Annotated in this window: 14 protein-coding genes; 10 read left to right on the forward strand and 4 right to left on the reverse strand. The window is 44.7% G+C overall.

Annotation, left to right across the window (positions count from 1 at the left end):
* The first annotated feature begins 239 nt into the window (after positions 1-239).
* Together psbC and QUA10_RS22220 are read left to right on the forward strand one after the other, a co-directional pair.
* Complete coding sequence (psbC, locus tag QUA10_RS22215; RefSeq protein ID WP_333080068.1) at positions 240-1,619, forward strand: photosystem II reaction center protein CP43; 1,380 nt, start codon at positions 240-242, stop codon at positions 1,617-1,619.
* Positions 1,620-2,185: 566 nt separating this feature from the next.
* Positions 2,186-6,046: a GAF domain-containing protein gene (locus QUA10_RS22220; protein ID WP_333080067.1), complete on the forward strand. Its 3,861-nt coding sequence runs from the start codon at positions 2,186-2,188 to the stop codon at positions 6,044-6,046.
* Positions 6,047-6,490: 444 nt separating this feature from the next.
* Here the strand turns inward: QUA10_RS22220 and QUA10_RS22225 are convergent, their stop codons facing one another.
* Positions 6,491-12,502, reverse strand: a complete 6,012-nt coding sequence (locus QUA10_RS22225; protein WP_333080065.1) for a response regulator — start codon at positions 12,500-12,502, stop codon at positions 6,491-6,493.
* A 243-nt stretch (positions 12,503-12,745) separates the two neighbouring features.
* Positions 12,746-13,759 carry a PleD family two-component system response regulator gene (locus tag QUA10_RS22230; RefSeq protein ID WP_333080064.1) on the reverse strand — a complete coding sequence of 338 codons (1,014 nt, stop codon included), beginning with the start codon at positions 13,757-13,759 and terminating at the stop codon, positions 12,746-12,748.
* A gap of 862 nt (positions 13,760-14,621) precedes the next feature.
* Here QUA10_RS22230 and QUA10_RS22235 point away from each other — a divergent pair.
* From QUA10_RS22235 to folP, 6 genes are all read left to right on the forward strand, one after another.
* On the forward strand, positions 14,622-15,692 hold the full coding sequence (locus tag QUA10_RS22235; protein WP_333080062.1) for an IS630 family transposase: 1,071 nt from the start codon (positions 14,622-14,624) through the stop codon (positions 15,690-15,692).
* A 96-nt stretch (positions 15,693-15,788) separates the two neighbouring features.
* Positions 15,789-16,742, forward strand: a complete 954-nt coding sequence (locus tag QUA10_RS22240; RefSeq protein WP_333080061.1) for a hypothetical protein — start codon at positions 15,789-15,791, stop codon at positions 16,740-16,742.
* A 100-nt stretch (positions 16,743-16,842) separates the two neighbouring features.
* Positions 16,843-17,028, forward strand: coding sequence for a PCP reductase family protein (locus QUA10_RS22245; RefSeq protein WP_006633749.1), 186 nt, complete (start codon positions 16,843-16,845; stop codon positions 17,026-17,028).
* A gap of 75 nt (positions 17,029-17,103) precedes the next feature.
* Positions 17,104-17,829, forward strand: coding sequence for a triose-phosphate isomerase (gene tpiA / locus QUA10_RS22250; protein ID WP_333080511.1), 726 nt, complete (start codon positions 17,104-17,106; stop codon positions 17,827-17,829).
* Positions 17,830-17,952: 123 nt separating this feature from the next.
* The gene (locus tag QUA10_RS22255) at positions 17,953-18,513 is read left to right on the forward strand and encodes a Uma2 family endonuclease (protein ID WP_333080060.1); all 561 of its coding nucleotides are present in this window, start codon (positions 17,953-17,955) and stop codon (positions 18,511-18,513) included.
* Between the two features lie 261 nt (positions 18,514-18,774).
* A complete protein-coding gene (gene folP / locus QUA10_RS22260; protein WP_333080058.1) occupies positions 18,775-19,644 on the forward strand; it encodes a dihydropteroate synthase in 870 nt (289 codons plus the stop codon).
* Here folP and QUA10_RS22265 read toward each other — a convergent pair.
* Positions 19,635-20,471 (reverse strand): stomatin-like protein, encoded by an 837-nt coding sequence (locus tag QUA10_RS22265; protein WP_333080056.1) that lies wholly within the window; start codon positions 20,469-20,471, stop codon positions 19,635-19,637. The genes folP and QUA10_RS22265 overlap by 10 nt on opposite strands.
* 191 nt (positions 20,472-20,662) lie before the next feature.
* Here QUA10_RS22265 and QUA10_RS22270 point away from each other — a divergent pair, with 191 nt between their 5' ends.
* A complete protein-coding gene (locus tag QUA10_RS22270; protein ID WP_333080055.1) occupies positions 20,663-21,433 on the forward strand; it encodes a tetratricopeptide repeat protein in 771 nt (256 codons plus the stop codon).
* Positions 21,434-21,529: 96 nt separating this feature from the next.
* Here QUA10_RS22270 and aroB read toward each other — a convergent pair whose 3' ends face one another.
* Entirely contained in the window at positions 21,530-22,624 is a 1,095-nt protein-coding gene (gene aroB / locus QUA10_RS22275) for a 3-dehydroquinate synthase (RefSeq protein WP_333080053.1), read from the reverse strand.
* Positions 22,625-22,701: 77 nt separating this feature from the next.
* Between aroB and petL the strand changes: the two genes are divergently transcribed.
* A complete protein-coding gene (gene petL / locus QUA10_RS22280) occupies positions 22,702-22,803 on the forward strand; it encodes a cytochrome b6-f complex subunit PetL (RefSeq protein WP_006633742.1) in 102 nt (33 codons plus the stop codon).
* The last annotated feature ends 163 nt before the right edge of the window (positions 22,804-22,966 follow it).

Raw genomic sequence — 22,966 nt, forward strand, 5'->3', positions numbered from 1 at the left:
CGTGCTTGGATGGCTCCGACAGACCAACCCCACGAAAACTTCATCTTCCCTGAAGAAGTTCTGCCTCGCGGTAACGCACTTTAAAAAAATCAGGATTTGGATTTCAGATTAATTTTATTTTTTTAACTTAATCTGAAATCCAAATCCCTATTCCCCGGCGCAGGCGCGGTACTCCCGTGCCCTACTAGGGAACAAAAAACCCAAAATCCAAAATCTAAAATCGTTGGAGGTTCTACCGGGTGGTAACGCTCTCTAATTCCTACGCAAGCGGTCGCGACCAAGAATCCTCCGGGTTCGCTTGGTGGTCTGGCAACGCTCGTTTGATCAATCTCTCCGGCAAACTGCTGGGCGCCCACGTCGCTCACGCTGGCTTGATCGTGTTCTGGGCCGGTGCAATGACTTTGTTTGAAGTCGCTCACTTTATTCCAGAAAAGCCCATGTACGAACAGGGCTTAATCTTGATGCCCCACATCGCTACTTTGGGTTGGGGCGTCGGCCCCGGCGGTGAAGTCACTGATATCTTCCCGTTCTTCGTAGTCGGCGTTCTTCACTTGATTTCATCTGCAGTTCTCGGTTTGGGCGGCATTTATCACGCCGTTCGCGGCCCGGAAGTTCTCGAAGAATACTCTTCTTTCTTCGGGTACGACTGGAAAGATAAGAACCAGATGACCAACATCATCGGCTATCACCTAATTTTGTTGGGTGGCGGTTGCTTGCTGCTGGTAGCTAAGGCCATGTTCTTCGGCGGTGTCTATGACACTTGGGCTCCGGGCGGCGGCGACGTGCGTATTATCACGAACCCCACTCTGAATCCGGCTGTGATTTTTGGCTACTTGGTGCGCTCTCCTTTTGGTGGCGAAGGCTGGATTGTCAGCGTCAACAACATGGAAGACATCATCGGCGGTCACATCTGGCTGGGCCTGATTTGTATCGCTGGCGGTGTTTGGCACATTTTGACCAAGCCTTTCGGCTGGGCTCGCCGCGCCTTAATCTGGTCTGGCGAAGCTTACCTGTCTTACAGCTTGGGTGCTTTGTCCCTGATGGGCTTCATCGCTTGCTGCTTTGTCTGGTTCAACAACACTGCTTACCCCAGCGAATTCTACGGCCCGACGGGCCCGGAAGCTTCTCAAGCGCAAGCTTTGACCTTCCTGATCCGCGACCAACGCTTGGGTGCTAACGTCGGTTCTGCACAAGGCCCCACCGGTCTGGGTAAATACCTGATGCGCTCTCCTACTGGCGAAATCATTTTCGGCGGTGAAACGATGCGTTTCTGGGATTTCCAAGGCCCTTGGTTGGAACCCTTGCGCGGTACTAACGGTTTGGACTTGAACAAAATCAAGAATGACATTCAGCCTTGGCAAGCTCGCCGCGCTGCTGAGTACATGACTCACGCTCCTTTGGGTTCTTTGAACTCTGTGGGCGGTGTGGCGACTGAAGTTAACTCGTTTAACTTCACTTCTCCTCGTTCTTGGCTGTCCTGTTTCCACTTTGTGATGGGTTTCTTCTTCTTGGTCGGCCACTTGTGGCACGCTGGTCGTGCTCGCGCGGCTGTCGCTGGCTTTGAGAAGGGTATCGATCGCGAAAATGAACCAGTGCTGGCTATGCCAGACTTAGACTAATCGATCGAATTTATTTCTGATTTGATTGTCTAGTTGAAAAAGGCTCCTGCTTAACGGCAGGAGCTTTTTTTTGATCTAAAAATATCTGAAAAAGCTGCGGATTGTCTATCTACTGTTCTCCGATCCCCTAGCAGCAGATACAATCCTAGACCTAGAAACCCGGTTTCTGAGTTAACCTGTTGAATTATGCTGTTTCTTTCCGTCAGCTCGTTCCTCAGCCAGCTTTTGCATCCAGGACTGAGATATTTCGGTGCGACCTTCATCGCTGGCGGTGAATGACTCTACAAGTCTTGAAACTTGACAATTTTAATCTTTTGGGGTATCGAGCTTGCAAGGCAGGCTCTACAAAGTTTATATTTAAAGTAGCAAAGTTTTAATCCCACACAAATGGAAAGTTGCAATGGAAAGTTGCAATTTTAAGGCAGATCACTACAGGTGCAAAACTAATCGACGATCGCCCTCAGGATATTTATATTTTATTAAATGGCTGTGCTTGCCGATTTTTTTAACAGGCACAAAACTTTTGGGCCGCTTACTATTATTGCTAGGAAAGCAAAAGATTAATAATGGACTCATTGAAGATCGAAAATCTCAAGGTGAGGTTTGATCGAGCAAATTTGCTCGAACGCATCGCCAACCGCATTCGTCGCTCTCTAGAACTACCGGAAATTCTGAGCGCAACAGCAGCAGAAGTTCAATCCTTCTTGGGAACAGACAGAGTAAAAATCTACAAATTTCATAGCGACCGTAGCGGTGAAGTGATTGCCGAATCAATTAACGGCAACCGCTTGCCATCCCTATTGGGTCTGCATTTTCCAGCAGACGATATTCCGCCTCACGCCCGCGAACTGTTCGCCCAAGTACAGGTGCGATCAATCGTCGATATAGATTCCGGCCAGCTAGGCCAAAGTCCGCGCCGCGAGGCGGTTTCCGGCCAACTGCTGCCCGACGACCAAATGCGCTTTCGTGCGGTTGACCCCTGCCACGCTGAATACTTGACTGCACTGGGCGTCAAGGCTTGCTTGGTAGTACCAATTTTTCACGGCGAAGAATTGTGGGGATTGTTGGTATCTCACCACTCCGAGTCCCGGAGTGTGGGAGAAAACGAACTCCAAGGCGTTCAGATGGTGGCAGATCAGCTCGGCGTCGCCATAGCCCAATCAACCCTCCTCGCCGAAGCGAGGGCGAAAGCTCAACGGGAAGCTGCCGTCAACCGCGTGGCTGCTGCCCTTAACTCCCAGCCGGCGATTGAACTCCAAACGGCTTTGGTAGAATCGGTAGCAGCACTAGACGCCGCGGGCGGCAGGCTGTGCATTTTCGCCACGCCATTCATTTCCGACAGCAGCAAGGTTACGAATCGAGTTCCCTATTCGGATAACTCCACTGGCGAACTCACAGTCTACACTTGTGGCTTAGGGCCGAAGATGGGAATTTCCGCAAAATACCCGCAGGTTGAGCAATACAGCGTTTGGCACGAATATTTTAAATCCGGCGAGCAACAGGTTTGGGCAATTCCCGACTTGTACCAAATTAGCAGTTTGAGAAGCCTACAACCTGCATTTCGATCGACCAAAATTCGCAGCATTTTAATCGTACCACTCAGAACCCGCCAGCACATATTCGGTTACTTGACCATTTTTCGAGAAGAATTTGACACCGAAACTCTCTGGGCTAGACAGTTTGATAGCGACGGGCGGCTTGCCCAATCTCGGATATCTTTTGAAGCCTGGAAAGAGTCAAAAACTGCCCAAATTCGCGACTGGAAGGCTGAAGAAATTGAATTGATGCAAATTTTTGGCACTCACTTTTCTAATGCTATTAACCACTACCAACTCGATCAACAAATAGAGGAACTTAACACAAATTTAGAAAATCAAGTTCAAAAGCGCACCGCTCAACTACAGCAGTTGACCCAACAGCAGCGAGTGCTGTTTGAAGTCGTGGCAAAAATGCGGAAATCCCTCGACTTGAACAAGATTTTTAGCACGATGTCCCAGGAAGTGCGGCGGGCTTTAAATGCAGATAGAGTTGGGGTTTACCGCTTCGATGCCGCATCGCAATTTAATGACGGCGAATTCGTTGCTGAAGATGTTTTGCCAGATTTTGTGTCAGCAATGGCAGTCAAACTGCACGATCACTGCTTTGGAGAAAACTACGCCAATCTTTACTCTCAGGGGCGAGTTCACACCATGTCCGATATCAGACAGGCCGGACTGCAAGATTGCTATGAGCAACTATTGGAGCAATTTCAAGTCAAAGCTACTTTAGTTGCACCGATTATGAAAGGCAAGGATCTTTGGGGGTTGCTGTGCGTGCACCAGTGTTCGGCTCCCCGCAACTGGGAATCTTCCGAAATTAAGTTTGCTACCCAAATTTCCGCTCAGCTCAGCATCGCTTTAGAACAAGCAGATTTGCTCGCTCAAACTCAGCAGCAAGCAGTTGACTTGCAGCGGGCAGCAGAGCAGGAGCGGATACTATTTGAGGTAGTTGCTAAGATTCGACAATCTCTCGATTTAGATACAATTTTTTGCACGACAACTACAGAATTGCGGCGGATTTTAAATGCAGATAGAGTTGGCATTTATCGCTTCGATCCGAGTTCAAAGTTTAATGAAGGCGAATTTATTACCGAAGATGTTTTGCCAGATTTTCCTTCAGCAATGGATGTGAAAGTTCGCGATCAGTGTTTGGGAGAGAACTATGCAACTAAATACAGCCAGGGACGCATTCAAGTGCTGCCCGATCTCGAAACTGCGGGCTTCTCCGACTGCCACGCTGCTATTTTAGCTCAATTTCAAATAAGAGCTCAGGTGATTATACCACTGATGAATGGCAGCGAACTTTGGGGTTTGCTGTGCGTGCACCAGTGCGGCAGTTCCCGCAATTGGAACAGTTCGGAAATTCAGTTTGCTACGCAAGTAGGAACTCAGTTGAGCGTAGCATTAGAACAAGCCGATTTGCTTGCTAAAACGCGGCAGCAAACTATCGATTTGCAGTGGGCAGCCGAGCAACAGCGGATACTGTTTGAAGTAGTGGCCAAGATTCGAGAATCTCTCGATATCAAAGCAATTTTTAAGACTGCAACCCAAGAAGTTTGTCAGTGTATGCAAGTTGATAGAATTGCTGTCTATCAATTTAATCCTGATTGGAGCGGCCATTATGTGGCAGAGTTTGTGAAAGATGGCTGGATAAAATTGGTAGGGGAAGGTATCAGTACGGTTTGGCAAGATACTTATTTGCAGGAAAACCGAGGCGGCAGATATGTCAATAATGAAACTCTAGCCGTTGACGATATCTATCAAGTTTGCCACTCGGAGTGTGTTGTGGGTATTTTAGAACAATTCCAAGTGAAGGCTTATGCGATCGCGCCGATTTTTGTAGGACAAGAACTTTGGGGTTTGCTGACAGCGTATCAACATTCTGGAACCCGCAGTTGGCAAAGTTCAGAAGTTAACTTTTTAGCTCAGATTGCTAATCAGTTAGGCGTAGCTATCCAACAAGCGGATTTGCTGGCTCAAACCAGGCGCCAAGCAGAACAAATCGCTCAAAGTTTAAAGGATTTGCAGCACACTCAAGCTCAATTGATTCAAACTGAAAAAATGTCTGGTTTAGGGCAACTGGTAGCCGGGATTGCTCACGAAATTAACAATCCGGTTAACTTTATTTACGGCAATCTCAATCACGCTAGTGAATATACTGCTAGCTTACTGAGTTTGCTGGAACTTTACCAGCAGAAATATCCCGCTTCTAGTCCTGAAATAGACAAATTGAGTGAAGATATTGACTTGGAATTTCTGCTAGAAGATTTGCCAAAATTGCTATCTTCAATGAAGGTGGGAGCCGATCGCATCCGGCAAATAGTTCTGTCATTAAGGAATTTCTCTCGTCTTGACGAAAGTCAAATGAAGGCGGTTGATATTCACGAGGGCATTGACAGCACGCTGTTAATTTTACAGCACAGGCTGAAATCTAATGCGGAAAGTGCAAACATTGTGCTAGTTAAAGAATACGGCATTTTGCCTCTAGTCGAGTGTTATGCTGGACAGTTGAATCAGGTATTTATGAATGTAATTGGGAATGCGATCGATGCTTTGGAATCGCACAAGTTGCTCGGGGGTCAATCTGTAACTCCTCAAATTAAAATCTCTACTGCTATCGGTCAACTTAATGATACTGTTCCTAGCGCGGTGATTCGGATTTCTGACAACGGCACGGGAATTTCGGAATCTATGAGAAAACGCATATTTGACCCTTTTTTCACCACTAAGTCGGTCGGGAAAGGTACAGGATTGGGACTGTCAATTAGTTACCAAATTGTGGTAGAGAAACACGGTGGCGTTTTAAAATGCAATTCGGAATTGGGGAAGGGTACTGAGTTTGTGATCGAGATTCCGCTTCGACAGCAACCAGCAGTCATTACTCATTAGTAATTATTGTAAAATCCAGCTAACAGTCAACACTCAACAATCACGGACACAGCAATCATAATTGATATAATTAATCTGCGTTAATCTGTGTTAATCTGCCCTCATCTGCGGTTAAAAAAAAGAGAATTTATGAACCGCAGATGACAAGGGATAAACTCAGATTCACGCAGATGAAAAGAAGAGATATATGAATAATTCTGATTAAGCTGTTGTGGATTTAAATTGTATGTTGAGGGCGGGCAATATGCCCACGCCACAAGAAGGAAAATTTATTTTACCATGCAATTTAAATGCGTATTAGGTTAACAGATTTGGAACCAGGATTAATATCAAATCCGTTAGCATCGGAATAGTAAATTAGAGTTGACGGTTGACTGTTGACTGTTCACGGTGTCAACCGTCAACATCATAAGGAGTGTAACCGGAAATGATATTAATTGGCTTTCATAGATTAGTTTCGCTCTTTTGTAGTTCTTGTTGAAGAGTATTCTTGACACGATCGTACTCACCCTCGATTTGAGCCAATAGGGTTGAGGCTTGATCTAGTTCACCAGAGGTACTGATGACTTCTAACCTGCTACAAAGCTGGGCGAGAGGAGCCGCGCTTAGATTCGCACTACTGCCTTTGAGGGTATGAGCCACTCGCTTTAGGGTTTGAGTATCCGCTTGGGCAATCGCTAATTTCATAGCTTGTAGCAACTTTAAAGATTCCTCGAAGTAGCAGTTCGCCAGCAAGCTCAAAATCTGGGTTGAATCTTCATCGATGCTGCTACAGAAGGCTTGCAGTTCTGTGAGGTTGACCGCTGGTACATCAATTTCTGGCTTCTTGCTATCTGATTCATCTTTTTGGGGCTGCTGCGGTTCGGGGTTGGGTGGACACTGACTCAGCGCTTGGATGAGAGCATCTACTCGAATTGGTTTACTGATATAGTCATTCATTCCAGCATCAAGACAAACTTGACGATCGCCCTGCATGGCATTTGCCGTCATGGCAATAATTCGGGGACGAGCATGAGCCGGCCACTCCTGGCAAATACGACGGCTGGCTTCTAGTCCATCCATCTCTGGCATTTGTACATCCATCAACACTAGATCGTAAGGCTGGCGATTCAGGGCTTCCAAGACTTCTAATCCATTGGCAGCAACATCGGCCCGGTATCCCAAACGCTCCAACAGCAGCAGTGCCACCTTCTGATTCACCAGATGATCCTCTGCTAACAGAATTCGCAGTGGAAGTCTCTGGGCCAGTTTCATATCATCCTGAACAGATCTAGGGTGCTGTTGCTGAACTTTTTTCGGTTGAGCTTGTAGCACATGGATCAGTATTTGATAGAGCTGGGATTGTTTGATGGGTTTGCTTAAAAAAGCCGCAAAGTGGGTGGAGAGCGCTGAAGAACTCGCTTCTGGGTAGCCCATTGAAGTCAGCAACACTAGGGGTAAACGGTGGCACTTAGGATGCTGGTGGATAGCTGAGGCGAGTGTGAGGCCGTCCATTTGTGGCATTTGCATATCTAAAATAGCCACATCAAAGGTTTCTCCACTCTCAAGCCAGTTGAGCGCTTCTACAGCCGATGGGGCAGCCAGACTCTGCATCCCCCAAGTCTCTGCTTGCAAAGTCAGAATTTGTCGGTTAGTGGGCTGGTCATCCACGATTAATAAACGCTTGCCAGATAGTTCTGGTACCATTTCCATCGGTTCCGCTAACTCAGTAGCAACAGCGGATGCCACAATGGTGAAGTAGAAGGTAGAACCCATTGTGACTCGATTAAGCTTAGCGGCTTGCCATTTTGGTGAAGGGGTTCCTCCGACGTGACCTCTGGTCTCAACCCACATCATGCCGTTCATCATTTCACTAAGTCGCTTACTAATCGCCAGACCTAAACCAGTCCCTCCATACTGCCGAGTCGTCGAAGCATCTACTTGACTAAATGACTTGAACAGTCGATCGAGCCGGTTGGCTGGAATACCAATGCCTGTGTCTTGAATGGCAAACTGGATTTCATACAAGCTTTCTGACAAGTTACCTGACTCAGAAATCGTTTTCTCAGAATCAACTAAAGAGGCTTCCACGGAAATGGTAACTTCCCCAGTTTCAGTAAACTTAATCGCATTGTTGAGCAAGTTAACTAGAATCTGACGCAGACGGGTGACATCACCCAAAATCAACTTAGGAGTCTGAGGCTGGATGAGGTAGCCCAACTCAATATCCTTCTCATCTGCTTTAACTGCAAGTTGATCGATCGCACCTTCTATGCAATCTCTCAAGCTCAAGGGATGCTTTTCTAGCTCCAGCTTGCCCGACTCAATTTTGGAGAAGTCAAGGATGTCGTTGATGATGCTCAGAAGCGCATCCCCACTATTGCGAATCGTCTCTATAAAGTCTCGCTGTTGAGCCTTGAGTTCTGTATCTAGCAGCAGTCCCGTCATGCCAATAACCGCATTCATGGGAGTGCGAATTTCATGGCTCATCATCGCCAGAAATTCACTTTTGGCTCGGTTCGCAGCTTCTGCTTCTCGTCTAGTTTGCTCCAGGACACAGTTTTTCAGAGTTAATTCTTCTCGTTGTCGAGTTTCTTGCTCTAGTAATTTGGCTTGAGCCAGAGCAATTCCTACTTGAGTCGCGACGGATTCTAGCAACTCCACTTGATCGGGAGTCCAACTACGGTAGCGATCGCACTGGTGCAAACAAATGGCACCATTCGGTTCTCCTTGGTAAGAAGTTCGCACTGCTAACATCGATTTTAATTTGAGACTGGTACAAATTGAATGAGTACAGGTGAGCAATGAATCGCAATAGACATCCCCGGAGGCGAGCGCTTCATCTTGAGCCATCAACTGTTTTGTATAAGCAGGACTCGCAGCCAGAAGGTCATGCTCGCCGCTGGGGGCAGATCCGGGTGCTAGATACTCTGCAACGACAGGAAACTGAGGCTGTGGATTGTCCAGGTATGTGCGAATTAAGCAGCGACTGACCCCAAATGCTTGCCCGATCTGAATAGCCGCCGTTTCAAATATCTGCTGAGCATTGAGGCTTTGACGAATTTCTTGGGTAATTTGCTTCAGCAGTAGGGCTTTTTCCAATTGTCGTTGTAGTGCTTCTTCTGCCTGCTTGCGATCGCTAATATCCTTCATGAAGCAGTGATGCCCCACACAGACATTTTGCTCATCATAAGCAGAGACCATCACCACTTGTTTATAGAACATAGAGCCATTTTTTCGCATCCCCCTAGCTTCTAGTTCGACTCTGCCGTCTCTCAACATTTGCTGATAAGCAGCCACCATCCTTCCAACATCTTCAGGATGAACAGTTTTTTGCCATTCCATCCCTAGCATTTCCTCTGGCTGATATCCGCAGATGGTGGCATAAGTTTCGTTAATAGAGACATAGCGTCCTTGAGTATCCAGCCGAGAAATGCCTGCCACGGCATTTTCTAGCGCTGCACTCATTTGTTGCAGTTCCGCTTCGGCGCGTTTGCGATCACTAATTTCAATTAGAATGCAACCCACTGCTATAGGCTGCTCTGCATCCTTGAAAATGGGAAAGTGAGAAACTAGCCAGTAGCGCTTGACACCCGTTTGACTCGATAGTGCTGTGCTCATTTCCAAGTTGATGGAAGGTTTTCCGGTTGCTAAAACCTGTTGTAACAGTGCATTTACATCAGGAGCAAATTCTCCCAAAATATCATCGGTTGTCTTAACTAAGTGATCCTCTACAGGGTAGCCATTAATTTCAGCTAGTGCCTCATTGATTTGTAAAAATTTAAACTGCCGATCGTGGATACATAGCCCCACCCCTGCTAGGGAAGCTCCGTTAAAGAAAGCATTCAATAATTGCTCTCTGGCTTGAATTTCCTGCTCCAACTTTTTGCGATCGGTAGTATCGCTGTGAGAACCAATCATACGAACAACTTTGCCCGCTTCATCCAAAAGCGCTTGCCCTCGAGCTAAAATCCATTTGTAGCTCCCATCCTTGCAAAGCAATCGATGTTCTGTAATATAAAAGGGAGTTTTGCCCTCAAAGTGATCTTGAATTACTTGCATCACCCAATTGAGATCATGGGGATGCACCCGCTTGCTCCATTCATCCAGGTGATTAGGGATTTCATGGTCTTCGTAGCCCAACATCTCTTTCCAGCGAGCCGAGAAGAATACTTCATTGGTGTTGACGTTCCAATCCCATACCCCATCATTACTACCACGTAGGGCGAGTTCCCACCGCTCTTCACTCGCTTGCAGAGCGACTTCTGCCTCATGCCGTTCAATTTCACTACCAATCCATTGAGCCATCAGCTTCAGTAATTCCAGATGGGCAGATTTAAAATTGTCTGCACGGCGAGATTTACTAGAAAAGCTGAGGGTACTGTAAACTTTGCCTGCAACTAACACTCGTGTTCCAATATAAGCTTCTATGCCAAAGGCAAGATAGGCAGGATGGTAGCACCATTTTGAGGTGCCTGTATGTTGGATGGTTAGGGGTTCATTTGTGTCTAAAGCTTCACAGCAAAAAGTTTGCTTAATATCAAGGGCATCACCTGGTTTCAGGATTCCATCGGGCGATCGCGCAACCATCACCTCATAACGATTATCTTGCACGCGAGCCAAGATGCCACTTTCAAGCCCAAAATTCTGACATCCCATGTCAATCAACGCTTGGATGCGCTGCTCAAAATTGAGATTTTGGGTAGAAGTAACTTCATATAAAGCTCGTATCGCTGCCTCTCTTGTTCTTAGTTCAGCTTCGGCTTGTTTACGTCTCTGAATTTCCCCTTTGAGAGATCGATTGATTCTGGATAATTTTTGCGTTCGTTCTTGAACCCGCTGTTCTAATGTGGCGTTGGCCTGTTTAATCTCCCTAAACTTTTGATTGAGTGCGATCGCCATCAATTGAAAATTGCGAGCAAGCTCATTGATTTCAGTAACAGAACTATGTTTCCATTCAAATGTTTCTTCTGAAAGCTTGTTGGGTAAGTCAGCAGTCGCACCAGCTAAATAGGATAATGGCTTGACCAGTCGTTCGCTAACCAGCGTTGCAAACAAAAATGCCAACATTGTGATGACGAGTAGAATACTCAAGTCAGCCTTGTAGCGATTTTGTAAATTTTCTACATAGGGAGAGGCTGGAATTTCTAAACGTAATCTCCAGTCCAGGTCGGAGTTAATTGTAAATTCCTGTATATACAGAGAGTTTTTCCAACGGGTCATCGGATTGCCATTGCTAGGAAGCCACTGCTGCAAGGTTCCCTCTAAGGTGCGAGTGCTGCCGCTCTTTGACTCCTGAACCCTGGTCAAAAGCTTTTCGTCGGATTGATTACTCGCAATGACTCGGTTGTTTTCATCGAGCAATGTAATGCGTAATTGCCGATCGTTCCTCTGGAAAATGTAGAGAGATTTGAGCTTGCTCAATCCTAATAAACCGTGGAGCACCCCAATAAAACGACCTTGAACTTGGAGGGGTACATTCAATCCTACATGAGGTTCGTCCATTAATAAATCTTTGTGGATAGAAGTCATCCAAGGTCTCGATCGCTCTTGAGCCAGGGTAATGAGAGATTTATGTTCCGTGCTTTCTTCGATCAAGCGCCGACGGGTTTGATTAAAAGGAGAAGAATTAGCTAAAATTCTTCCCGATGAATCGGCTACATAAATTTGGTTAAAATCTGGCAACAAATGCTCGATTAGACTAAGATTTTCTTGTAATTTATCGGATGATTTGATCGCTGTATTAGCAGCAGTTGATGCTTCAGGGATGAGCGATTTTTCAGCTAATGTATTTACAGCTAAGAGATGTCGCTGATGCCATCTAGATATGGCGCTAGTGAGAGTTTTTGCGTTTGTTTGTAACTCCGTTTGCACCGTCGTTTGGATTTGACCAATAAAGTATCTACCATCAAAAACTAATAGGAGCAGTCCGGGAAAAAAGACAAAAGCCACCAACAGATGAAAAATAGTTTGTTGTAAAGAGAGGGCGAGATTTTTTGAATGAGTAACCCACCGATAAATCGGCGCATACGAAATGATTAAGCTGGCCACTAAGGCATTAAAAATGCCGTTTGCTGCTTGTTTGCACATAACGAGGATGGCCTGATTCGCGTCCATGTGCATCATTTGACCGTAGAAAAGCCAAACGAGGGGCATTCCAATTAAGAACCAGTAAATCCCATCGAATAAAAGGAGGTTCGGATGTTTGCGCTTCTTGCAAAGAAACCCTACAAACAGAGCTTCAATTACCAAAATAATCGTGGCGTATGGATGATTCCAAAGGAAATAAGTATAGCTGCCTGCTATTAGACCAGCCAAGCCTCCCCAGCCCCAGCCGAAATAGTAAGCAATAATCAGTATTGCAATACTGCCAAAGAGGAAATCCACTCCAAATAACAGAGACACACTGAAATAGTTGCCCAGAAAACCCGCAACAGTGAGAAGGGCGATCGCACCTAACCATCTTTTATCACGCACTGAGCTAGACCCTCCCATAAACTTCTAGAATCGCTAGTTGCTGAATATGATCTGATTCCGATAAAAAAAGTGCCATAGAGCCGATCTGTTATTTACCTGACAGTTTCTCTGAAGATCGCACCACCGATTATTTAAGTTTTCAAGCAGCAATCAAGGCTTACTCATGCAGGAGTTGATATTTCGCTCAATTTTTAAGAAAAAATTATTCCCAATTACGAGAGGTATAGTTTTTACTCTTATGATTTAATGAGTGAACTCATTAACTGTATGAGTTTTGGTACAAAAAGTATTACGACCTTGGTCTTTGGCTTGATAAAGTGCTGCATCTGCAGCAGTAATTAAAGTTTCTGGCAGGCTCTCTTGGGTGGGAATCACAGTGGTAATACCGAAGCTGAGGGTAATGCAATGATTCGGAGAACTCTTATGGACTATTGCTAAAGCTTGGACGCGAGCCTGAATTTTTTTAACGATTTGGACGGCTCCCTCAAGCTCTGTTTCGGGCAAAATCACTACAAATTCTTCACCTCCATAACGTGCGACTAAATCTCCAGCTCGATTAATACTGCCATTGAGAGCTGCGGCAACTTGCTGTAAACATACATCCCCTGCTTGGTGTCCATAAGTATCGTTGTAAGGCTTGAAGAAATCGATATCACACAAAATTAGTGACAAAGGAGTTTGCTGCCTCGTCATGCGTCGCCACTCGTGCTCTAGCTGTTCGTCAAACTGACGGCGATTGGCAATCTGAGTCAAACCGTCAATTGACGCTAGGTATTTTAATTGTCGATTGGCGGCCTCTAGTTGCTTGTAAAGTAGGGTTTGTTGCTGTTGCAAGTGGAATTGCTGAATCAACCGCCGCACTCTCTGTCGCAGAACAGCCCAGTGAATTGGTTTGGTTATATAGTCAGCCGCTCCTGCTGCAAACGCTCGATCGACAGATTCTTTGTCTTCCAAGCTAGTAATCATCAAAATAGGTGGGCGATCGCTCTCTGGCACTTCAGATAATTTTTGACAACAAGCAAAACCATCCATAGTAGGCATCACTGCATCTAGTAGGATCAGGTCTGGATGTACTTCCTCATAAGCTGCTAGCCCTGTCAACCCATCACTAGCTTCGGCCACTCGGTATTTTTCCTTCTGTAAATACAGTCGAAGTTGCAAACGAATCAAAGCATCGTCATCCACAATCAGAATTAGAGAGGACGGTTCCGTAGATGGGTTAGTCGAAATGGCTGACTCTTCTAATGATTGATACATACGTCATGGTGTATCTCAAGCTTTGGAAACATTCTAGCCTAGCATATTTTGAGCTTGGGATGGAAAGTTAAAAATTGGCAAATATGTCATAAATTATACACTAGATAAGCTGCCGCAACAACATCCTAGGCAGCGTCCGGTTTGTTAAACCAACGGCCACAGTCTACTTAAAAAGTATCGCTTTTTTTCGGGTATATAAAGTCTGGTAACTTGCGCTAATTTTTGTAAATATGTAATTATTTTTAGGGCATTAAACAGTTTTTACAACGTCGAGCGAGCTTTGACGAACGATCGCCTGTTATCTGGCGATCGCCCGTGGGATAATATGCTATATTTCTCAACTTTATTCCTGCTTTTTCAGGTGCATCACATTCCTCCGTTGTCCCACGAGCAATCGTCCGCTCTATTTTTGGGTAATACATCTGATTGTCACACGATCGCGTATAGCTTCGCCCTTGGTTGAGCCTTTGTCCCCACCAGCAAGCTCTGACTGCAAAAAGGCGTAAGCTTTGTTAAGAAACATCAACAGCTTTCAGGGCTAGCTGGGATAGGTTTTTGCTCTTTTTTCTCCCCATAATCCCCCCAGATAGTGTCTCAACTCATGTCTTTGTGCTAGAGTGGCGAACACATCGTCACAGCATTAGCACCATCTTTCAAAGCATGGGGCATGGCTATGGAAACTGTTGCTCTCATCAGATTCCATTAGGAAACAGACTAACCTAAAAAGTTTACTCTATATATCTTAACTCTATTTCTCGCTCAAATTTTAGCTAAAGTCCCACTATTAAAAATATAGCAATCCTAAATCATTATCAAGACTATGATACAATTATATGCAATACTTGATTGTGACCATAAAAAAATGAATAACTTACAACTGCAAGAAAAAGATATGGAAAAAGAAATAGCCCAATTAGAAGATTTCATTAAAAGCGATATCGATGCCAGAGAACTAAAACGAGCAATAGCTGTAAGGATGGCGCTTTCAGGTAATATCTACAATGAAATCAGCAAAATATTAGGTGTAAGGAATTTTTTTATTGGTTATTGGAAAAAACAATTTAAAACCAAAGGCATCGCCGGAATCAAACTAGGACATAAAGGGTCAAAAGGGTATTTAACAGATCGAGAAAATACTGAAGTAATCGAGTGGTTAAAGAATAAAGAATATTGGAATTTAGATGAGTTGGTTACTTATTTAGCTCAAGAGTTTGGTGTGATGTATAAATCAAAACAGAGTTACTATGAACTTTTCGACCGGGCGAAAATAAGTTGGAAAAAAACTCAAAAAGCTAATCCTAAATTTGATAAAGAACTGGTAAAAAAAAAGACGGAAGAGATTAACGATATTTTATTTAAAAACAAGGCTGGTATAGAGTCTGGGGAAATAATAGTATTGTTTTTAGATGAATGTCATCTACTTCATGGTGATCTAACTGGTTATGTTTGGGGTCAATCAAAAATCAGAATTGAAGTCCCAATTACCAATGAAAAAGATAGACAAACTTATTTTGGCGCGCTCAATTATCAAAGCAAAGAATTCCATATTCAGAGCCATCCATCTGGTGATGGAGAATCCACAATTAAATTCATAAAATACTTACAAAATAAATATAAAAATCGCAAGATTATCTTGATTTGGGATGGAGCTATTTATCATAAATATGGAGAATTTAGAGACTTTTTATTTGAACTAAATGGTGACAAAGAACCTGAGAATTGGTCAATTACTTGTATTTTATTTGCTCCCAATGCTCCCCAACAGAATCCCGTTGAAGATATTTGGCTACAAGCTAAAAACTTTTTAAGAAAGTATTGGTATTTATGTAGATCTTTTAAAATTGTCAAGTTTTTGTTTGAGTTTTTTACTAACGAACATAAATTTGATTTCCCCAAAATACGTCAATATACTTACACAGAGAAAATCATTTAGGATTGATCTAGATATAGAAAATCATTTAGGATTGCTATAGAAGCTATACTATGAGCACTTGGAAAGAGTAAATTAACTTGATGGAGATAACTTACTATGACAGTAGCACTAGCTAATTTTTCTCAAAGCGTTCAAAAAACGAAAGAAGTTTGGACGGAACAAGTCGGAAAAGCCGTTAATTCTGTTTCAGAAGCAACAGCACAAGCTAAATCTTCTCTATCCGAAACTGCGTATCAGGCAAAAGAAGCTCTCACTCAAACTACGAATTCTGCCGTTAATACTGTTAATGAAGCTACGCATAATGCTTTAGGTACTGTAGCAGATAAAACAGAAAAAGCGAGAGTTTCTATATCTGAAGTCGCCAATCAAGCAGTTAGTCGCGTCAGTGAAAGTACCAACAAAGCAGTTGATGCTGTTTCTCACTCTGCGGCAACTGCTAAAGAAACTATTAATCAAACTACTAACTCGGCTGTCAATACTCTGAATCAAAGCACTAGCCAAGCTGTAGAGACTGTAAATCAAGCTACAGAAAAGGCTAAGGCTTCATTAGAAGATAGCATTAACAAGGCGACAAATATGACCGATGCCGCTGCCAATGCCCTTCAAAGCGCTATCAATGGTACTGTCAAAGATTGGATTAATTCTCACCCTGTAGTCTTCTGGTTGGTGAGTCATCCGCTGATATCTTTAGCAATGTTGCTACTATTTATATTCATGATCTGGGGTTTATTACAGGCTTTAGGTAGCTTTTTTGCAGAAGGATGGTTATTTATTCTGCAAAGCCCTGGAAAATTTATGCAAGGGGTTTTGAGTGTCGGATCTAAATCTGTAAGTAATGTCGGTGGAGTGGCTGTAAACTCATTGGTTTCAAAGAATCCCGAATACAAAAATAATTCAGCTTTACAATTGAGGGGAGTTGAATCAAACAGTTTAGAGTCTCAAGAACGACTTGCTAATATTTTGACAAGGTTGGAGGCAATTCGACAAGAGCAGAATCAGCTTTTACAAGAAGCGTCGGCTATTTTAGGCAACAAAATTAAGGCAGAGTGAGAAGGTGTGGGGCGATCGCAACTCGTGGTAAATTTAAGAGATAAAGGCTTTCCATCAAAGCCAGATCCATGAAGGCTTGTAGTCGATCGCTCAAAACGCCATGCCCGATTCCGAATTTTCCGATGATTTAAAATGGACGCCAGAAGCCAAGGCGAAGCTGAAAAATATTCCCTACTTTGTCCGGGGACAAGCCCGCGTCCGCATCGAGCAGTTGGCCCGCGAAGCCGAAACCGAAGTCGTCACCGTTGACTTAGTTGAGCAAGCTCGCATTGAGTTTGGGCAATAAGAGCTCGAAAGGTACCCTAAAGCTTTACACTATAATTTGCCTGATTTTGATGTTCACAGAGCTACTGAGTCACCCGTGCGGAAAATAGTTATTGCTGGCAACTGGAAAATGTACAAAACTAGGACTGAATCCCTAGAGTTTCTTCAAGGATTCATGTCCTGCCTGACGGAAACCCCAGAGGAACGGGAAGTCGTGCTTTGCGTTCCCTTCACTTCCTTGGCTGTCCTCTCGAAAAATTTGCACGGCAGCCGGATCAGACTCGGTGCTCAGAACGTCCACTGGCAAGAGTCTGGAGCTTTTACTGGGGAAATTTCCGGGCCAATGCTGAGTGAACTTGGTGTCCGTTATGTCATCATCGGCCACAGCGAGCGACGCCAATATTTTGGGGAAACTGACGAAACGGTGAATTTGCGGCTGAAAGCTGCTCAGAAATACGATTTAATTCCGATTCTGTGCGTTGGGGAAACCAAGCAGCAGCGAGATGCAGGGGAAACTGAATCTCACATTTTTTCTCAGTTGGAAAAAGATCTAGTTGGTGTTGACCAAAATAAGTTGGTAATTGCTTACGAGCCGATTTGGGCGATCGGCACTGGCGATACTTGCGAAACGAAGGAAGCTAACCGAGTTATTGGTTTGATTCGCAGTAAATTGACTAATCCGGGCGTGCCAATTCAGTACGGCGGCTCTGTTAAACCGGAGAATATTGATGAAGTTATGGCGATGCCTGAGATTGACGGGGTTCTGGTAGGCGGTGCTAGTTTGGAAGCTGCGAGTTTTGCTCGAATTGTCAATTATCAGTAATTAGGTAATTGCTAATTGGTAAGTGTTAACTGGTAATTGGAACAAGGGCAGCGGGAATTAAACAGCGATCGCCTACAATTGTGATGTGCCGTTCAGTGTTTCTCGGATCGGGAGAATTAACCTATGACTGCGATCGTTAAACCCAAGCCAGCCTTAGACGAGTTCCTCAAACTTCCTGAAACTGAACCGGCCTCAGAATTTCTTGAGGGACAAATCATTCAGAAGCCCATGCCTCAAGGTGAACACAGCGTACTTCAAGGTGAACTCTGCAAGACTATCAATCAAGTAGCGAAAACTCGGAAAATTGCCAATGCTTTTCCCGAGTTGCGCTGCACTTTTGGCGGCGCATCAATCGTGCCAGATGTAGCAGTATTCCGATGGGAAAGAATTCCTTTTTTGCCCTCTGGTAGAATTGCTAACCGCTTTGACATTAATCCCGACTGGTCGATAGAAATTCTCTCTCCAAACCAAAGCCAAACAAAAGTGCTGAGTAACTTACTCCACTGTTCGCGAAACGGCACTGAGTTGGGGTGGTTGCTAGATCCAGAAGAAGAGAGTATTTTGGCAGTATTTCCAGGACAAAAAGTAGAACTGTACAAAGGTGCAGCTCTGTTGCCAGTAATTGATAAAATTGAATTAGAATTGACAGTGGACACTGTTTTTAGCTGGTTAAGTTTTGGTTGAACAGTGCTGGACGCATTAAGACTCAAAGAAACTGGGTTTTTTACAGAATCTGTAGATTGCAACGAAATATTGTCGTGAAAAAATCCGGTTTCTGGCTACCCGTGCGTCCAGTCCGATATCAAATCCCACGATCGCCATGACAACTAACCCAGAAAAAATTATTATTAGTTGATAGTGTAGGTTGGGTTGAGGAACGAAACCCAACACTCTCAAGATGAAATTCTTGTGAGACGGTTGTCCCCCTCCCCAAAAATATAATTTATGACAACTAACCCAGAAAAAATTACCATTAGAAATAAATCTTTCGAGTGGGGAAAACGCACTTATTTAATGGGCGTTTTGAACGTAACCCCCGACAGTTTTAGCGACGGAGGAGATTTCTATACCATAGAATCTGCTTTAGCGCAAGCGGAAAATATGGTAAAATCTGGAGTTGATATTATTGATATTGGCGGTCAATCTACTCGGCCAGGTGCACCGGAAATATCTTTAGAAGAGGAGAGGGATCGCGTTATACCTGTAGTACAAATATTGCGACAAAAAGCCGATATTTTTGGCTCAGTTCCTATTTCGGTCGATACTACCAGAGCGCAGGTTGCGAAAGCTGCGGTTGAGGCGGGAGCGGATATAATTAACGATATTTCTGGAGCTACTTTTGATGCGGAAATGCTGTCAACCGTTGCTAAGTTAAAAGTTCCAATAATTTTAATGCACATTCGGGGAACTCCCCAGACGATGCAACAACTCACAGATTATCGGGATTTAATGGGGGAAATTGGGGAATTTTTCGAGAGTCGAATTACGGCAGCAGTTGCTGCGGGGATTGACAAATCTCAAATAATTCTCGACCCTGGTATTGGTTTTGCTAAGAATTACAGTCAAAACTTAGAAATTCTGCGAGAGTTGCGAAAATTCCGTGTTTTAAACTGTCCGATTTTAGTCGGAGTATCGCGAAAAAGCTTCATCGGTCACATTTTGAATCAGCCAGAAGCGAAACAAAGAGTTTGGGGGACAGCGGCGGCTTGTACAGGTGCGATCGCAAATTTGGCAGATATCTTGCGAGTTCACGATGTCAGAGAAATGCACGATGTTTGTCTGGTTGCCGACGCTATCTTCAGGAATCAGTCTTGAGAAGTTGGAGTATCGATAACTTTCATTTCTCCGCCCTCAGAATGAATCACATCGGGCATAGAACCCATCAGCTCGCCCAGGGCTTCGGTCATGCTCCTCGGATCCATAAACAGAATTTTGGCATTGTCGCTTTCGCCCAATTTTTGTTGAGCCTCTAAGTATTTTTCAGTTACTAAGTAATTCAAAACTTGCTTGCTATTGGGATGGGAGTCTAAAGCTTCAACTAAGAGCCTCATGTACTCCTTAGTGCCGATCGCCTTATTGACCATTGCTTGCCACTCGCTCTTGGTAGCGCGCTCCAATTCCATAGCTTCTTGCACCCTTTTCGGAGGTGTAATGCTTTGAATTTCCACCCGAATTACTTTGACACCCCAAGTTTCAGTAGCTTCGTCCAACTTTTTGAGTAACTTTTTATTCATGTCATCTCGGGAACCCAAGATGTCTTGCATGGGCAATCGACCAATTTCAGCGCGAAACGTGGTTAAAACTAGGTTGGCGATCGCATTTTCAATTTGATCTATTCCATAATAAGCTTTCTGTAAATTCACAACCCGCCAATACACAACGGCATCGACTTCGAGAGCCACATTATCTCCCGTGATTGCTGACTGAGGTTTAATGTCTAAAACTCTTTCACGGCTTGTGTCCACGCAGACGACTTTTTCGACCAGGGGACTGATAAAGTGGAATCCTGGCTTGAGGGTGCGCTTGTATTGACCCAAACGTTCCACTAAAGCTTCGTCGCCACCGCTGACTATTTTGACGCTGGAGTTAACAGCGTAGCCGAGGATGAGCGCAAAGAGCATGGTAAGAATAGACTGCCCCATTTCTATTTTCCTGCTAAGGTTGACTGAGAATCGATCGAAATTCTACTCTAATTTAACTCAAACTCGGCCCCGCAGTGCTAAAATATCTCGACTGTTAATAACTAACTATTTCACCGGGTGGGCCCCATCGGCTCCGACTCTTACGGCGCTAGTGAAACCCAACATATCAACAACACGTTTCCACAAAAGACATGAAAAACGATCAAGAGTTTCCCTGGCTCAAACCTTTGAGGTGGATTGCCCCAAGCATTTTGTTGGGTGCAGGAATCTGCAATGTCGCAGCGGCCCAACCGGCACAAGCTGAGATAATCGCCCTGCAACTCTCCCAAAACTTGCAATCGCAGAACTTGCAGCCCCCGCGCCGCACCCCTGCTGTTCGGGAAGTTCTGTCCTACGAGATGAAGGGAGACGAACTAAGGATTTGCAAGCAGGAAGGCAACTCCGAGAAAAAGTGCCAAGTTGTAGGTAAAGGCTACACGATGGCTTTGAGAACTGCCAACGACCTTTACGGTCAAGGAAATGCTGTCAATGCCGAAGCTTTGTACCGGCAACTAATCGCTCGCTATCCCAAAGAAGCGGATGCTTATTACAAGTTGGGGACTATGCTGTCGGGGCAAGATAAAATGAGCGATGCGATCGTTCTATTCCAAAAAGCAATTGAAGTCAACCCACAGCACGCCAAAGCTCACAACGATTTAGGCGTGGCAATGGCAAGTCAAGGCCAGTTGCCAGAGGCAATTGTTCAGTGGAGACAAGCCGTTAAAATTAACGATCGATATCCCGATGCTTTAAACAATTTAGGAGTCGGTTTGTACCAGCAAGGAGACAAGGAAAACCAAGCGGAGGCAGTAGCCAGCCTCAAAAAAGCTAAGGAGTTATTTATCAAGCAAGGTAGAACTCAAGCTGCTAACAGAGTAGATAAAATTTTGGAGGAAATTAATTCGCGATCCAGCGAATCCTAAACTCAACCGCCGATCGCCGATTGGAAGAAAAAACATCTTGGGCGATCGGCGTGAATCAGCATTCAGCGGTGGTTAAACACACCCAAAAACGAGAATCTAAAGCATTTCCTTCAAAACTTGTAAAATCAAATCTCCATCCACCCGATCGCTCACAGCAGCCTCACCCAAGCGCACCGGCAACACAAACCGCACCTTGCCATCCTGCACTTTTTTATCGAGTTGCAAAGTATGCAAAATTTCCTCAACATCCACACCCGCAGGCAATTTGGCAGGTAAACCCGCTTTTTCTATCAAAGCAGACTGACGGCGATCGCACTCAGCGTCCCACATTCCCAACTCCACAGCCAATCGGCTTGACGCAGCCATGCCGATTGCCACTCCTTCCCCGTGATTGATCGCCTTGTAATTGGTCAAACTTTCCACAGCATGACCGATGGTGTGCCCGTAATTCAAAATCGCCCGTAAACCCGATTCCTTCTCGTCTTTGCTGACCACCTCAGCCTTAGCTTGGCAAGACCTACTCAAAATTTCTGCCAACAAATCCGCCTTCACATAGCGCATTTGATCCAAACGCTTGCACTTTTCCAAATTTTCAAACAATTCAACATCCCAAATCACCCCGTACTTAATCACTTCCGCCATCGCCGAACGAAACTCCCTCGCCGGCAGAGTTTTGAGTACATCCGGGTCAATTAACACCAAACGCGGCTGGTGAAAAGCCCCGATTAAATTCTTCCCTAAAGGATGATTTACCCCCGTTTTGCCACCAATAGAAGCATCAACCATGGCCAACAGCGAAGTCGGAACTTGTACGACATTAATTCCCCGCAGCCACGTCGCCGCAGCAAAACCCGTCATATCGCCAACCACCCCGCCGCCCAAAGCCACCATTGTCGAGGAACGTTCTAAGCGGTTTTCCAAAGCCGCACCGTAAATTTTCTGTACCGAATTTAAAGTTTTGTACTGCTCTCCCGGTGGTAAAATGCAGCTACTGACTTCCAAGCCTGCTGATTCGAGGGCTGCGGTTGCTCTTTCGCCGTACTGCCGAAAAATCGACTGATTCGACACCAGCAGCACTTTTTTGCCCAAACTTAGATCGCCCATCAGACTGCCGAGTTCGTCTAAACCGCCCGATCGCACGCAAACATTGTAAGATTGTGGCCCCAAGTCAACTTTAATTATGGATTGCATATTTATCTAATTTAGATATTAGATTTTAGATTATAGTTCTTATAGGTCTTTTTATTGATTGTTATGGAGAAATTGCAATGACTCTTAGCGGAGCAATAACTTATTTTGGGATTTTCGGCGGCATGATCGGCTTGGCGACAGTGCTGATGTTTGGTTTGCGGGCTGTGAAACTCATCTAATTCGCCTGCTTTGTGACTTGGAACTCAGAGATTGAAACCTCTGGTAAAAGTATTGATCGTCCGAAGTCTTTGCGCCCCAAAAATCTCTGATTAAACTAGGAGATTTTGCGCGCAAATGCTTCGGTCGATACAACCTGAGAGTTAAATTAGCTTAATGAGACTC

This window comes from Microcoleus sp. Pol8_D6 (genome assembly GCF_036700965.1).
Classification (GTDB): domain Bacteria; phylum Cyanobacteriota; class Cyanobacteriia; order Cyanobacteriales; family Microcoleaceae; genus Microcoleus.

Bases quoted from the DNA above. Each gene is read 5' to 3' on its own strand.
- QUA10_RS22220 (WP_333080067.1), top strand. From the start codon at position 2,186: ATGGACTCATTGAAGATCGAAAATCTCAAGGTGAGGTTTGATCGAGCA.
- QUA10_RS22230 (WP_333080064.1), bottom strand. From the start codon at position 13,759: ATGTATCAATCATTAGAAGAGTCAGCCATTTCGACTAACCCATCTACG.
- QUA10_RS22235 (WP_333080062.1), top strand. From the start codon at position 14,622: ATGAATAACTTACAACTGCAAGAAAAAGATATGGAAAAAGAAATAGCC.
- QUA10_RS22240 (WP_333080061.1), top strand. From the start codon at position 15,789: ATGACAGTAGCACTAGCTAATTTTTCTCAAAGCGTTCAAAAAACGAAA.
- QUA10_RS22245 (WP_006633749.1), top strand. From the start codon at position 16,843: ATGCCCGATTCCGAATTTTCCGATGATTTAAAATGGACGCCAGAAGCC.
- QUA10_RS22255 (WP_333080060.1), top strand. From the start codon at position 17,953: ATGACTGCGATCGTTAAACCCAAGCCAGCCTTAGACGAGTTCCTCAAA.
- folP (WP_333080058.1), top strand. From the start codon at position 18,775: ATGACAACTAACCCAGAAAAAATTACCATTAGAAATAAATCTTTCGAG.
- QUA10_RS22265 (WP_333080056.1), bottom strand. From the start codon at position 20,471: ATGGGGCAGTCTATTCTTACCATGCTCTTTGCGCTCATCCTCGGCTAC.
- QUA10_RS22270 (WP_333080055.1), top strand. From the start codon at position 20,663: ATGAAAAACGATCAAGAGTTTCCCTGGCTCAAACCTTTGAGGTGGATT.
- aroB (WP_333080053.1), bottom strand. From the start codon at position 22,624: ATGCAATCCATAATTAAAGTTGACTTGGGGCCACAATCTTACAATGTT.
- petL (WP_006633742.1), top strand. From the start codon at position 22,702: ATGACTCTTAGCGGAGCAATAACTTATTTTGGGATTTTCGGCGGCATG.